The organism is Nocardia sp. CNS-044 (assembly GCF_059570515.1).
The window spans coordinates 191,134-207,608 of sequence record NZ_JCANSX010000006.1; the positions used below are offsets into that span (position 1 = coordinate 191,134).

1 protein-coding gene is annotated in these 16,475 nt (G+C 66.5%); it reads right to left on the minus strand.

The window, feature by feature from the left end; genetic code table 11:
• Positions 1-11 precede the first annotated feature (11 nt).
• Complete coding sequence (locus T333_RS09715; protein ID WP_496424267.1) at positions 12-16,349, minus strand: SDR family NAD(P)-dependent oxidoreductase; 16,338 nt, start codon at positions 16,347-16,349, stop codon at positions 12-14.
• Positions 16,350-16,475: the final 126 nt, after the last annotated feature.

Sequence of the window (16,475 nt, forward strand, 5' to 3'; positions counted from 1 at the left end):
GGTCGTTGTTCCTAGCTCTCGAGCCAATCTTCGATCGCTTCGGCGACAGCCGCTGAGCCGTCCTCCAGGATCGTGATGTGGTCGGCCTGTACCGAAACAACGGTATGCGCCGGATCCCACGGTTCGGCCTGCCAGTTCACCCGATCCGATGAGTTCTCCAGGAAGTTCTCGGCGCACTGGACGAACAACGTCGGCGTTTCGACGGAGCCGGGCACCATCTCTTTCAGGAGCCGCACATACCGGCCCATGCCGGTCAGCCGGGCTTGGTCGAAGCGACCGAACGTAGCCTCCGCCGACACCATGTGTTCGGCCATCGCCCGAAGCAGCCATTCACCATCGTCGTTCACCTTGTAGGTGTCCACCATGACGACCGCGGCGGGCGCTGGGCCACCAGCAGCTTCCAGGTGCTCGGTGACGAGGTAGGCCAACAGGCCGCCCGAGGAGTATCCGACCAAAACGAACGGATCTCCTTGTGCCGCATCGAGGACAGCGCGCGCCACTGCTTCCGCGGCCGCCGTCGGCGTCGTCGGAAGTGGCTCTCCCGTCCGGCAACCGATCGGCGATAGTGCCAATACGTCACGGGCAGTGCGCAAGTGCGAGGCGAGCCGCGCGTACTGATGTGCGCCGCCGGTAGCCAGCGGCGGAGCGAGGCAGATGATGCGTGGCAGGATGGGGCCCGCGGCGAGCCGGGTGGGCACCGGCAGCCGGTCCAGTTCGTGTGCCGAGGAGAACTGCTCGCGCAGCTCCGCCGCCGCCCGCAACAAGGTGAAGCCCTTGCCCGCCTGGCCGGACGCTACCGCGCCACGGAACATCCCGTACAACGAATCGTCTTCGCCACCGATCTCCGCGCCCCTTCGGGAGTCGGCGGCGAGCTCCTTGCACAGGTATCGGGCCAGTGCCGCCGGCGTCTTGTGATCGAAGATCGCGGCCGTCGGCAGTGTCAGACCGGTGGAAGCGTTGAGCGTGGTTCGCAACTCCATGGCAGCCAGGGAGTCGAACCCCGATTCGAGGAAGTCCCGTTCGGGGTCCAGCGCATCGGCGCTCTCGTGTCCCAGCAGTCTGGCGGCGTTCTCGAGTATGTGCGTCCGCAGCCACTGTTCCTGTTCGGCCTCCGAGAGCTGTGCCAGTCGCCTGCGAACCGCCACGGCATCCCGCGTTCCGGTGCTCTGCCTTCGGCCGGTCCGCTTGGCCAAGTCGCGCAGCAGTGCGGGCACCGCGTCGCGCGCACGCAGTGCGGCCGGATCGATCTCGACCGGAACGTGCACCGGGTGGTCCGTGCACAATGCCGCGTCGAACAGCTCGAGCGCCTTGTCCGCAGCCAGAGGCGGCAGACCTTGGCGGCGCATCCGCTGCCGGTCGGCCTCGCTGAGCCATTGCGAGAGGCCAGTTTTCATGTCCCACAGGCCATAGGCGAGCGAGGTAGCGGGCAAACCTTCGACACGACGGTGGGTCGCGAGCGCGTCGAGGAACAGGTTGGCCGCCGCGTAGCCGCCCTGACCCGCGGGCAGTATCAAGCCCGCCACCGAGGAGATCAGCACGAAGGCTGACAGCCCGGCGTCACGGGTCAGCTCGTGCAAATACCAGGCGGCGTCGGCCTTGGCACCGAGGCAGTAGTCGATCTGCTCCGGCGTCAAGGTATCGACCAGCCCGTTGTAGGCAACGCCCGCCACGTGGACGATCGCGCCGAGCGGATGCTCCGCGGGTATCGAGGCCAGCAGGTCTCGCAGCGCGTCACGGTCCGTGACGTCGCAGGCGACCACGCGAACCTGTGCGCCGAGAGCATCGAGTTCCTCGATGAGATCCGCGGCGGCGGCTGGTCCGCGCCTGCCTGCCAGCAGCAGGTGTCGCACACCGTGCGCGTTCACCAGATGCTTGGCGAGGTGGCTACCGATCCCGCCGGTACCACCGGTGATCAGAACAGTCCGCTGGGAATCCCAAGGCGCCTGCCGCTCCGATTCGGTCGAGGTGGCACGCTTCAGCCGTGGCACCCGTGTTCCGTCCGCGTCTACAGCCAGTTCCGGTTCGCCCGACATCGTCGCGGCGACGAGGTGATCCGTCGCTGTCTCCGCGTGAGCGTCGACGAGTACGAATCGCCCTGGGTTCTCCGCCTGCGCCGCGCGCACCAGGCCCCACACCGCGGCCGCGGCCGGGTCGGTGGAGTCGGTGATCACCGCCAGAGTGCTTGCGGCATAGCGTTCTTCCCGCCCGAACTCCTGGATGACGTCGAGCGTACTGTGCAAGGCCGTGCGCAGCCGGACCGGCACGTCCACGCCGCCGAACGGGGGCCGGAACAGCAAGACCGAGGCCTGCTCCGCCGCACCCCACTCGGCCCAGGAGACGCCTGCCACGGATCGCAGCTCCGGACCGGGCCGCCAGGTGACCTCGTACAGCGCGTCCCGCGAAGACCGGGTCGCGGCCGACAGCAGCTCGGGCGACAACGGACGCAACGCGAGGGACCCTACGGAAAGCAAAGGCGCGCCATCGGAATCGGCCATCGCCAGGGCGACTGTCCCCTGATTCGTCCAGGTCAACCGAACCCGCACCCGCCGGGCGCCGTCGGCGTGCAAACGCACCGAAGACCAAGCGAGGGGAACGAGGGTCGGCCGCTCGGCGTCCTCGCCCACGGTCTGCGCGAGACCGAAGGGCAGTGCGTGCATGGCCGCATCGAGCAGTGCCGGATGTATGCCATAGCCCTCGGTAGCGGTCTGCTCGGGCAGCGTGACCTCCGCGAAGAGCACCTCGTCCCGGCGCCAAAGTGCCTCCAGTCCTTGGAAAGCCGGCCCGTAGTTGTACCCGTTGTCGGCGAGTTCGGCATAAGCGTCCGCCAAACCGATCTCGGAAGCACCGGCCGGTGGCCACTGCGCGAGGTCGGCCGAGCCTTCCAGTTCGTCGGACTCGCTGATCGGGCTCACGGTGCCCTGCGCATGGTGCGCCCATGGGACCGACGGATCGTCGTCGTCATTACGCGAGTAGATGTCGACCCGTCGGCGACCGGACTCGTCACCGCCACCGACGACCACCTGGACCTGCACTCCGCCATGCCCTTGGAGCACGAGCGGCGCGAGAAGAGTGAGCTCCTCCAGTTCTGGACAGTCGACCTGGCCTCCGGCGTAAACGGCCAGCTCGACGAATCCGGTGCCGGGCAGCAGCACGGTGCCGAGCACGTCGTGATCGGCCAGCCAGGGATGGGTAACCGTGGACAGGCGGCCGCTGAATCTGGCGCCCCCATTCTCCGGCTGCGCCACCAATGCGCCCAGCATGGGGTGCTCGGCGGATCGCAGACCGAGTGCATGGGCCCCTCCGGTGTGCCGTGGACCCGTGGCCCAGAAGCGGCGGCGCTGGAAGTCGTATGTCGGTAGGTCTACCTTCGTGGCTCCGGTGCCCGCGTAGTAGCTCGCCCAATCCACCGCCGAACCGGTGACGTGCAACCGGGCAAGACCTGTCACCACGGTCGCGGGAGCCGCGTTGTTTCGTCTGGTCAGCGGGATTGCGGTCGCGGTGTCGAGGGTCTGGGCGATCATCGGTGTCAGCACCGCATCGGGGCCGACCTCGGCGAACCGGGTCACACCCATACCTGCCATCGTGGCGACCGCATCGGCGAAGCGCACCGTGTCCCTCACCTGACCGACCCAATACGACGGATCCGACATCTCGTCGACGATTTGGGCGCCGGTCACCGTGGACACCAAGGGAATGCTCGGGCGACCGAACGTCAAGCCCTCGATCGCCGTCGCGAATTCGGCGAGTATCGGCTCCATCGACACCGAATGGAAAGCGTGGGAGACGCGCAAACGACGCGTGCGCCAACCACGTTCGACGCACGTGTCGACTACAGCCGCAACCGTGTCTTCGAGACCGGAGAGCACCACCGACGTCGGACCGTTGACCGCCGCGATCGACACCTCACCAGCCAGGAGCGGCAGCACCTCCGCCTCCGAAGCACCGACCGCTACCATCGCCCCACCCGCGGGCAGCGCCTGCATCAACCGGCCGCGCGCGGCGACCAGCACACACGCATCCGCCAGCGACATCACACCCGCGACATGCGCGGCGGCAATCTCTCCGATCGAGTGACCGGCCACCATATCCGCGCGAACGCCCCACGATTCGAGCAGGCGGAACAAGGCCACCTCGAAGGCGAACAACCCTGCCTGCGCGAACACCGTCCGGTCGACCAGATCATCGGACGCCAGCGCGGCGTCCAACGAAACCGACTGCCCCAGCAGCGGATCCAGTCGAGACACGATCCCGTCGAAATGCTCGGCGAACAACGGATACGCCGCACGCAGCCCGGCGGCCATGCCCGCCCACTGCGCACCCTGACCAGAAAACACCACACCCGTCGAACCCGGCACCACACGGCCGGTCACCACACCCGGCGCCTGGGCACCGGCGGCCAAGGCCCGCATACCTTCGAGCAGACCATCGCGGTCATCGGCGACGACAACCGCGCGATGCTCGAACACAGCACGGGTGGACGCCATCGAGAAACCGACGTCCACCGGATCCAGGTCGTGATCGACGACATGCGATGCCAGCCGGGCAGCCTGCCCAGCAAGAGCCGCACCGCTACGCACGGAAACCACCCACGGCAGCCCACCACCGGCCGGGACAGTCTTGGTCACCGGCTCTGGTTGCACAGCCGGGGCCTGCTCGATGACGACGTGAGCATTCGTGCCGCTGATCCCGAACGAGGACACACCGGCCCGACGCGGCCGATCTGTCTCCGGCCACGCCACCTGTTCGGTCAGCAACCGGATATGCCCCTCGGACCAATCGACCTTGGTGCTTGGCTGATCCACGTGCAGCGTCCGCGGCAATACACCGTGCCGCATCGCCATGACCATTTTGATCACACCACCCACACCGGCGGCGGCCTGAGCATGACCGATGTTGGACTTCAACGACCCCAACCACAGCGGACGATCTACAGCACGGTCCTGCCCATAGGTGGCCAGCAGCGCTTGCGCTTCGATCGGGTCCCCGAGGGTGGTGCCGGTGCCGTGCGCTTCGACCACATCCACCTCGGCCGGCGACACCCCCGCATTCGCCAAGGCTTGCCGGATCACCCGCCGCTGCGACGGACCGTTCGGCGCGGTCAACCCATTCGACGCACCATCCTGATTCACCGCCGAACCAGCGATCACCGCCAACACCGGATGACCATTGCGGCGAGCATCGGACAACCGCTCCAACACCAGAACACCGGCGCCTTCGGACCAGCCCACCCCATCGGCCGCGTCGGCGAACGACTTACACCGCCCATCCGGCGCCAACCCCCGCTGTCGACTGAACTCCACGAAGATCTCCGGTGTCGCCATCACCGCGACACCACCGGCCAACGCCAGATCACATTCCCCCGACCGCAACGACTGCGCGGCCAGATGCAATGCCACCAGCGATGACGAACACGCGGTGTCCACGGTGACCGACGGCCCTTCCAGACCGAACACATACGACACTCGCCCGGACACCAAACTCCCGGCAGCGCTGTTGCCGGTTCCCTGGGCGTAGTCGTGGTACATCATGCCGGTGAAAACCCCGGTCGAACTGCCGCGCAGCGCAGCCGGATCCACACCAGCGCGTTCCAACGCCTCCCACGAGGTCTCCAGCAGCAACCGCTGCTGCGGATCCATGTTCAAGGCCTCGTTGGGACTGATCCCGAAGAAATCCGCATCGAAATCCGCCGCCGAATACAGGAATCCACCCTGACGTGTGTAGGTCTTACCGGCCTTGCCAGGTTCGGGATCGTAGATGCCGTCGATATCCCAGCCACGATCCACCGGCAACTCACCGGTGGCATCGACTCCCGAAGCGACCACCCGCCACAGGTCTTCCGGCGAGGCGACACCACCGGGATAACGACAAGCCATCGCCACCACGGCAATCGGGTCGTCGTCGACAGCTCTGCTGGCGGTGACCTCGACATCCCGCCCCGTGCCGGTGAGCTCGTCGGCCAGATATTCGGCCAAAGCCTGTGGTGTCGGGTAATCGAATACCAGGGTCGCGGGTAGGTGCAGGTCTGTCACGGTTTTGAGGGCGTTGCGGAACTCGACAGCGGTGAGCGAGTCGAAACCCAGCTCACCGAAGGCTTTGTCGGCCGCAATCGCGTTCGCGTTCTGGTGTCCCAGAATCGCCGCGACCTGACCGCGGACGATCTCGACGAGTACACCGAAACGTTCACTGTCGGGAGTGTTCGCCAGACGGGCGCGAAGTGCCGTGGACGCGACCGAAGCCGCCATCCGGCGATGCGGAACCAGCGCGGAAACCAGGGCGGGCGCGGTGAATCCCGCGCTGCGCATGGCATCCAGGTCGAAGCGGGCCAGGACGAGGGCGGCGTTGTCCATTCCTGTCGCGGCATCGAACAGCGCGAGGCCCTGTTCCTCCGACAACGGCAGCATGCCCGAACGAGACATGCGGTGCCGGTCGACGTCGCTGAGCTCTGCGGCCATCCCCCCGTCCGTGCTCCAGAGCCCCCAGGCGAAAGACTTGCCCCTGCGCCCGGTTGCCCTGCGGTGTGCCGCCAGGGCGTCCAGGCAGGCGTTGGCCGCGGCATAGTTGCCTTGACCTGCATTGCCGAACGCGCCGGCCACCGAGCTGAACAGCACGAACGCCTTCAACGGCAGATCCGCGGTCAGCTCGTGCAGATGCAGGGCGGCATCGACCTTGGGCCTCAACACCGCGTCCAACCGATCCGGCGTCAGAGAAGCGATGGGACGATCATCGAGCACACCAGCCATGTGGAACACGCCCGTGAGCGGATGACCGGCAGGCACGCCCGCCAGCACCGCGGCGAGCGCGCCGCGGTCGGCGATATCGCAGGCGACGAAGTCGGCCTCGGCGCCGAGACGCTGCAACTCCGCGCGTAGCTCGGCGGTTCCGGGAGCAGACTCACCGCGCCGGCTCAACAGCAGAAGTCGGCGCACGCCATGTGCGTCGACCAGGTGGCGCGCGAACAACCCACCGAGGTAACCGCTGGCACCGGTGATCAGAACTGTGTCGTCGGGGTCGAAGGAGTCGGTCGCCGGAGCGGTCGCGGCAGTGGCGACGACTCGGGCGAGTCGCGCTCTGTATACCTGCCCGCCGCGCACGGCCACCTGCGGTTCCTCCGCCGCCAGAATCCCACCCAGCAGCGCACCGAGTTCGGAATCGGCATCTCGGGAATCGGTGTCGACCAGTACGATCCGGCCAGGGTTCTCCGCCTGGGCAGAACGCACCAGACCGCCAACAGCGGCGCCCGCCAAGTCCGTAATATTCTCTCCGGCAACGGATACCGCACCACTGGTCCGGACCACCAGCACCGACTCGCCGAATCGACGATCAGCAATCCAGGGCTGAAGTGCCTGCAGCACATGATGGGTCGCGGCACGAACGGCGGCGGGATCATTACCCGCCGGGCAGTCCAGCACCACCACGGCCGGAACCTCGTCACCGAGATCCGCCCATGCGACCGCGGCGACTTCAGCCTCGGACACCGCAATCGGTGTCCAGCCGACATCGAACACAGCGGTGCGAGCAATGGGTGTACCGATGGTGAGCTGCGCGGGATCGATCGGCCGGGAAGCCAACTGCCGCACCGTCGCCACCGCGGCACCGGTCGAGTCCGCGAGATCCAGAGCAACCCCATGCGCACCGACACGAGTGAGCCGAACACGCAACGCATCGGCCCCAGCCGCGTGCACCGTGACACCGGACCACTCGAACGGCAACGCCAAACCGGTTCCGTCCGCCGAGGTGTCATCGGCGAAACGCAATGCGTGCAGCGCCGCATCCAGCAACGCCGGATGCATGCCGAAACGCTGCGCTTCGGGCCGGGCCTGCTCAGGCAATTCGATCTCGGCGTAGAGCCCGTCGGATCCCCGCCAGACCGACCGCAGTGCCTGGAAAACCGGACCGTAGTGGTAGCCCTGCGCATCGAGAGAGTCGTAAGCCCCATCGATATCGACCGCGACCGCACCGGCGGGCGGCCACTGCACCAGATCCACCGACGAGCCGCCGGCTCCTGGTGCGAGCACGCCTTCGGCGTTCAACGTCCATGATGACGCCGAGTCGATGTCGTCATCAGGGCGCGAGAAGATCCGCACCCCGCGACGCCCCGCGCTGTCCTCGCCACCGACTACGACACGCACCGCGACGCCTGCCGACTCCGGCAACGCCAGCGGAGCCCGCAGAATCAGTTCGTCCAGGCTGGAACAGCCCACTCGCTCCGCGGCGTGCAAGGCGAGTTCGACCAAGCCCGTACCAGGGAAGAGCACGGTGTCCACGATCCTGTGATCGGCCAGCCAGGGGTGGGTCCGCAGCGACAACCTGCCACTGACGGCGACCACGTCGGAATCCGGTTGCGACACCACCGCGGAGACCAAGGGATGTCGGGTGGCCACCAGACCCATCGATCGAGCGTCACCACTACCGGCGGACCCCTCGGGCATCCAATAGCGCCGACGCTGGAAAGCGTAGGTAGGCAAGTCGATTCGCTTGGCGCCGGTACCGGTGTAGAAACCGGCCCACTCCACCTCGGCGCCGGAAACGAACAATCCGGCCAACCCGCCCAACACCGTGGACGGGTCGGCATGGTCTCGACGCGCCAAGGCCACCACAGTAGAACCCGAAGTAGCCGAGCTCACCTGCCCGTCATCGAGGGTCTGGGCGATCATCGGGGTCAGCACCGCATCCGGCCCGACCTCGGCGAACCGGGACACACCCATACCAGACATCGCGACAACCGCATCAGCGAACCGGACAGTATCCCTGACCTGACCCACCCAATACGCCGGATCCGACATCTCATCGACGACCCGGGCGCCGGTCACCGTCGACACCAACGGCATGTTCGGCCGGGCAAACGTCAAACCCTCGATCGCCGAGGCGAATTCGGTAAGCATGGGTTCCATCGACGCCGAATGGAAGGCATGCGAGACCCGCAACCGATGCGTCCGCCAGCCACGCTCGACGCACCTATCGACCACAGCCACGACCGCGTCCTCGACACCCGACAGCACCACCGACGACGGACCATTCACCGCCGCGACCGACACCCCATCGACATCGACCAGCAACGGCAGCACATCGGCCTCGGACGCACCAACCGCCACCATCGCCCCACCAGCAGGCAACGCCTGCATCAACCGGCCACGCGCCGCCACCAACACACACGCGTCCGCCAGCGACAACACACCAGCCACATGCGCAGCAGCGACCTCACCAATCGAATGACCAGCCACCACATCCGCACGAACACCCCACGATTCGAGCAAACGGAACAACGCCACCTCGAACGCGAACAACCCCGCCTGCGCGAACACCGTCCGATCGACAAGCTCACCGTCCGCCAACGCCGTCACCAGCGAAACAGGCTGCCCCAGCATCGGATCCAACTCGGCCACAACCGCATCGAAGTGCTCGGCGAACACCGGATAGACGGCCCGCAGCCCGGCCGCCATACCGGCCCACTGCGCACCCTGACCCGAGAACACCACACCCGTCGAACCCGGCACCACACGACCGGACACCACACCCGGAACCGTCTCGCCGCGACCCAACGCCTGTGTACCGGCCTTCAGGCCATCGCCGTCGGGTGCCAGCACCACTGCCCGATGCTCGAACAACACTCTCGAAGTCACGAGAGAGAAGCCGATGTCGATCGAGTCGTGATCGTCGATATGCGACGCCAGGCGCCTGGCCTGCTCGGCAAGCGCCTCGCCGGTACGCGCCGAGACCACCCATGGCAGCACTCCACCGGCCGGGCCGGTCTTGGCCACCGGCACGGGAGCCGGATCAGCTGCCGGAGCCTGTTCGACGATGAGGTGAGCGTTGGTGCCGCTGAGACCGAACGAGGACACACCGGCACGACGCGGCCGATCCACCCCCGGCCACGCCACCGCCTCGGTCAACAACCGGATATGACCCTCGCTCCAATCGACCTTGGTGCTGGGCTGATCCACATGCAGCGTCCGCGGCAACACACCGTGCCGCATCGCCATCACCATCTTGATCACACCACCCACCCCAGCCGCCGCCTGAGCATGACCGATATTGGACTTCAACGACCCCAACCACAGCGGACGATCCTGGTCACGGTCCTGCCCATAGGTCGCCAGCAACGCCTGCGCCTCGATCGGATCACCCAAAGTCGTACCCGTGCCATGCGCTTCGACCACATCGACCTCGACCGGCGAGATACCGGCGTTCGCAAGTGCTTGGCGAATGACCCGCCGCTGTGCCGGACCGTTGGGCGCCGTCAGACCATTCGACGCACCATCCTGATTCACCGCCGAACCAGCGATCACCGCCAAAACCGCATGACCATTGCGGCGAGCATCGGACAACCGCTCCAACACCAGAACACCGGCGCCTTCGGACCAGCCCACCCCATCGGCCGCGTCGGCGAACGACTTACACCGCCCATCCGGCGCCAACCCCCGCTGCCGGCTGAACTCGAGGAACATGTCCGGAGTGGACATCACCGCGACACCACCGGCCAACGCCAGATCACATTCCCCCGACCGCAGCGACTGCGCGGCCAGATGCAATGCCACCAATGATGACGAACACGCCGTATCCACCGACACGGCCGGGCCTTCCAACCCCAGGGTGTAAGCGATGCGACCGGAGACCAAACTGCCGGCCGTGCTGCTGCCGGTCCCGGTTGACTGGGCGTAGTCGTGGTACATCACGCCGGTGAAAACCCCGGTCGGACTACCGCGCAGTACCGCAGGATTCATACCGGCGCGTTCCAGCGCCTCCCACGAGACCTCCAACAGCAACCGCTGCTGGGGATCCATCATCGTGGCTTCGTTGGGGCTGATTCCGAAGAAGTCCGCGTCGAATTCCGCTGCGGAGTAGAGGAATCCACCTTGGCGGGTGTAGGTCCGCCCCGCCTTACCTGGTTCGGGATCGTAGATGCCTTCGATATCCCAGCCGCGATCCACCGGCAACTCACCCGTGGTATCAATGCCCGAAGCGACCACCCGCCACAGATCTTCCGGCGAGGCGACACCGCCGGGGTAGCGGCAACTCATCGCCACCACGGCAATCGGCTCGTCCGCACCAGCTCTGCTGGCGGTGACCTCGATGTCCTGGTTCGTACCGGTGAGTTGGGAATCGATGAACTCGGCGACGATCTGCGGATTGGGCTGATCGAAGACGAGCGTGGCAGGTAGTTGCAGACCGGTCGCGACGTTGAGCTTGTTGCGGAACTCGATGGCGCGCAAGGAGTCGAACCCGAGCTGCTGGAACGCTTGCTGAGGTTCGACAGCCTCGACAGAGGCATGACCGAGGACCTCGGAAGCCACCGATCGGACGAGGCCGAGCAGAGCGCTCTTGCGGTCGGTATCGGAGAGACCGGCCAGCTTGTGCGCGAAGGCCTGATCCGCTGGCGTTCGGTTGTGGCGGCGCACGGTGACCGGTGCGAGCGTGCGGACCAGAGCGGGGATCTGCTCGCCCCTGGTTCGAAGCACGGCCGGGTCGACGCGCAGCGCCACCAGCTGGGCGGTATCGGTGGCTATCGCGGCATCGAACAATGCCAGGCCCTCGGCCTCGGTCAGCGGCGGGAAGCCCTGCCTGCGCATCCGATCGAAGTCGTCCTCGGACAACTCGGCGCCGAGGCCGGTCGATTGCACCCACAACCCGTAGTCCACCGAGGTCGCGGGCAATCCCAGCGTGCGACGATGAGCGGCGAGAGCATCCAGGAAGACGTTCGCCGCGGCGTAGTTCGCTTGACCGGCGGCGAGGACGAGCCCACCCGCCGACGACAGCAGCGCGAACAGCGAAAGCGAGTGCGGGCGGGTGAGTTCGTGCAGATGCCATGCCGCGTCGAGCTTGGGCCGGAAGACATGGTCGATCCGGTCCGGCGTCAGCGACTCGATCAGGCCGTTGTCGGCGGTTCCGGCCGCGTGCACCACACCCGTGAGCGGATGCTCGGCCGGGATGCTGTCCAGCAGCGCCGCCAGCGCATCCCGATCGGAGACGTCGCACGCGGCAACGGTGACCTCGGCGCCGAGCTCGATCAGCTCCGCACGCAGCTCAGTGGCACCGGGAGCATCCGGGCCTCGTCGGGATGTCAGAAGCAGTTGGCGCACACCGTGTTCGGTCACCAGATGCCGAGCGATCACCGCACCGAGGCCACCGGTGCCGCCGGTCACCAGCACGGTGCCCGGCTGGGTCGGCTGGGCGATCGCGCCGGGTGCGTGGCGGGTCAATCGCGGCACGAGCAGGGTCGTGCCGCGTAGTGCGGCCTCCGGTTCCGTCGCGGCAGCCGCTGCGACGGTCGCGACGAAGACCGGGTCACGGTCCTGGTCCACGCCGTCCTGAGCAAGATCGAGAAGCTGGAATCGACCCGGGTGCTCCGCCTGCGCGGCACGCAGCAGCCCCCACACCGGCGCCTGCCCCAGATCCACTTGCTCCGAACCCTCGACGGCCACCGCGCGCCTTGTCAGCACAACCAATCGACTACCGGCGAAACGGGTTTCGGCCAGGAAGGCCTGAACGGTGCCGAGAATACCGGTCACGACTTGCCGTGCCGTCGCTGTCGGCGGACCCTCGTGGTGCGGGCACTCGAGCAGCACGAGGTCGGGAACAACAGAATCGGGAGTCGAATCCAGGTCGGCGATCAACGCCGCGAGATCGAGATAACGCCGTTCCGCACCGGAACTCGGGCCGGAACCGAGTACCGTCACACGGCCAGGCTCGACGGTCCCCGACGGCAGCGGCGGAACTGTAATCCATTCCACGCCGAAAAGAGCATCCGAGACCCGGTCGACGACCAGGCGATCAGCCGACACCGGCCGAGACACCAAAGCGCCCAACGACAACACCGGGTAGCCGTGCTCGTCGGCCATCTGCACGGCGAACCGATCGCCATGAAGCACGACACGAACCCGCACCGAGGCAGCACCGGCCGAGTGCACCACCACGCGGTTCCAACTGAAAGGCAACGCGGGGGTTCCCTCGCCACCACCGCGCAGGCCATGAACTATCGCGACATGCAACGCCGAATCGAACAGCGCCGGATGAATGCCGAAACCCTCGGCTTCCCGCGGATCCGGCAGCGCGACCTCGGCGAACAACTCGTCACCGCGCCGCCACGCCGCCCGCAAGCCCTGAAAGAACGGGCCGTACCCGTACCCAGCATCCAGCAACTCGTCGTACGCACCATCGATGGGCATCGGCTGCGCGCCGCTGGGAGGCCATGCGGTGAGGTCGAAATCAGCCGCCACCTGCCCCGGAGCGAGCATGCCTTCGGCGTGCAGCGACCACGGACCCTCTTGCCGAGAATGGACACTGAGCCGTCGACGACCGGCCTCATCGGCGGCGGCAACCACAACCTGCACCGTGACACTGCCCTCACTCGGCAACATCAACGGGCTGTGCAGAACGAGCTCGTCCACTACGGCGCAGCCGAGGACACCGCCGACGTAGCCCGCCAGCTCGACGAACCCGGTTCCCGGCAGCAACACGGTTCCGAGCACACTGTGGTCGGCCAGCCACTCCACCGAGTCCGCCGACCACCGGCCGGTGAAGCTCATGCCTCCCGAATCCGGCTGCGGCACAACAGCACCGAGCAGCGGGTGATCCACCACATCCAGCCCGGCCGAGCTGATCCCGCCAAGCTCGGCACCCAGCCACGACTGCGCCAACACCTGCTTGGCATCGAGCCAGAAACGCTCGTGCTGGAACGCGTAGGTGGGCAGATCGATTCGCTCGGCCCCGCAACCGGCGTAGAAACCGGTCCAGTCCACCTCGGCGCCGGAAACGAACAATCCGGCCACCCCATCCAACACCGTGGACGGGTCGGTGTGGTCCCGACGCGCCAGAGCCACCACCGCGGCAGACCCGTCGTCGAGAGTCTGGGCGACCATCGGGGTCAAGACCGCATCGGGGCCGACCTCTGCGAATCTGGACACACCCATACCAGCCATCGCGGTGACCGCATCAGCGAATCGCACGGTGTCTCGAACCTGGCCCACCCAATACGAGGAATCCGACATCTCATCGGTGACCCGCACACCGGTCACCGTCGACACCAACGGCATGTTCGGCCGGGCAAACGTCAAACCCTCGATCGCCGAGGCGAATTCGGCAAGCATGGGTTTCATCAGCGCCGAATGGAAGGCATGCGAGACCCGCAACCGACGCGTCCGCCACCCACGCTCGGCGCAGACCTCGACAACAGCCAGGACCGATTCCTCGACACCGGAGAGCACCACCGAAGCCGGACCATTCACCGCCGCGATCGACACCTCACCAGCCAGCAACGGCGACACGTCGGCCTCGGACGCACCAACCGCCACCATCGCCCCACCAGCAGGCAACGCCTGCATCAACCGGCCACGCGCCGCCACGAGCACACACGCGTCCTCGAGCGACAACACCCCGGCCACATGCGCGGCGGCGATCTCACCGATCGAGTGACCGGCCACCACATCCGCGCGGACACCCCACGATTCGAGCAGCCGGAACAACGCCACCTCGAACGCGAACAACCCCGCCTGCGCGAACACCGTCCGATCGACCATGTCCTCGCTCGACAAAGCCTCGCTCAGCGAAACCGACTGTCCCAGCGCGCGATCCAATTGAACCAGGATGGCATCGAAAACCTCCGCGAACACCGGATACGCGCCGCGCAGCTCGACGGCCATACCCGCCCACTGCGCACCCTGACCGGAGAACACCACACCCGTCGAACCCGGCACCACGCGGCCGGTCACCACGCCGGGAGTCGTTTCACCGCGGCCCAGCGCCCGCACTCCCGCCAGCAGACCATCACGGTCATCGGCCACGACAACGGCGCGATGTTCGAAAACAGCGCGCGTGGATGCCAAGGAGAAACCGGCATCCACCGGATCCGGGTCGTGATCACCGATATGAGACGCCAGGCGGGCAGCCTGACCCGCAAGAGCCTCACTACTGCGCGCCGAAACGACCCACGGCAGCAATCCGCCGATCGGGACAGTCTTCGCCACCGGCACCGAAGCCTGCTCCGCCACCGGCTCGGCCACCGGGGCCTGCTCCACGATGACGTGCGCGTTGGTACCACTGATGCCGAACGACGACACACCGGCACGACGCGGGCGATCCGACGCCGGCCACGGCACCGGCTCGGTCAACAACCGCACATGCCCCTCGGACCAATCGACTTTGGTGCTGGGCTGATCGACGTGCAGCGTCTTCGGCAACACACCGTGGTGCATCGCCATGACCATCTTGATCACACCGCCGACCCCCGCGGCGGCTTGAGCGTGACCGATGTTGGATTTCAACGACCCGAGCCACAGGGGACGATCGGCGTCACGGTCTTGGCCGTACGTGGCGAGCAGGGCTTGGGCTTCGATCGGATCACCCAACGTCGTGCCGGTGCCGTGGGCTTCCACCACATCGACATCGACCGGCGACACCCCGGCGTTCGCCAACGCCGCCCGAATCACCCGACGCTGCGACGGACCGTTCGGGGCGGTCAAACCATTCGACGCACCATCTTGATTCACTGCGGAACCAGCGATCACCGCAAGCACCTGATGACCTTTGCGTTGCGCGTCGGACAACCTCTCCAGCACCAGTACGCCAACACCTTCGGACCAGCCCACCCCATCGGCGGCATCGGCGAAGGACTTGCACCGCCCATCCGGGGCAAGCCCGCGCTGGCGGCTGAACTCTACGAAGGTCTCTGGGGTGGCCATCACCGCCACGCCACCGGCCAACGCCAGATCGCACTCTCCGGACCGCAACGACGCCGCAGCCGAGTGCATTGCCACCAATGACGACGAACACGCTGTGTCAACGGTGACCGACGGTCCCTCCAGGCCGAACACGTACGAGACCCGACCGGACGCGATAGATCCCGAATTCGCATTGGCCGGATAGTCGTGATACATCATGCCGACCCACACACCGGTCCGGCTTCCCTTCAGCGAGCCGGGGTCGACGCCGGCCCGCTCGAACGCCTCCCAAGAGGTTTCCAGCAGCAGGAACTGCTGCGGATCCATCAGCGCGGCTTCACTGGGACTGATATTGAAGAACGCCGGATCGAATTCGCCGGCAGAATGCAGGAATCCACCCTCACGGGTATAGGTGCTGTTCGGTTTTTCGCCGGTCTGATCGTAGAGACGTTCGGTATCCCAGCCTCGATTTTCGGGAAGCTCCGACGTCGCGTCGGTCCCCTCCGAGACCAACTGCCAGAGGTCCTCGGGAGAGCCGACACCACCCGGATAACGACATGCCATACCCACGATCGCAATAGGTTCGCGAAGGGCTGCGTCGAGCTTGCGGTTGCGGGCACGCAACCTCTCCGTCTCCTTGAGTGAGACGCGTAACGCCTGAGCGAGCTTCTGAGTATTGTCGTCGGGCTTCGTCACTATTGCTCCAGGTCTTCTTACGGTCACCGCGACTCGTCGGCGAAATAACGTCTACAAGGCGGAATTCCAAAGTATTTACGGGTGGTCACGGCACGGGTTCGTCCGCCCGTGCCGCGCACATCGCCG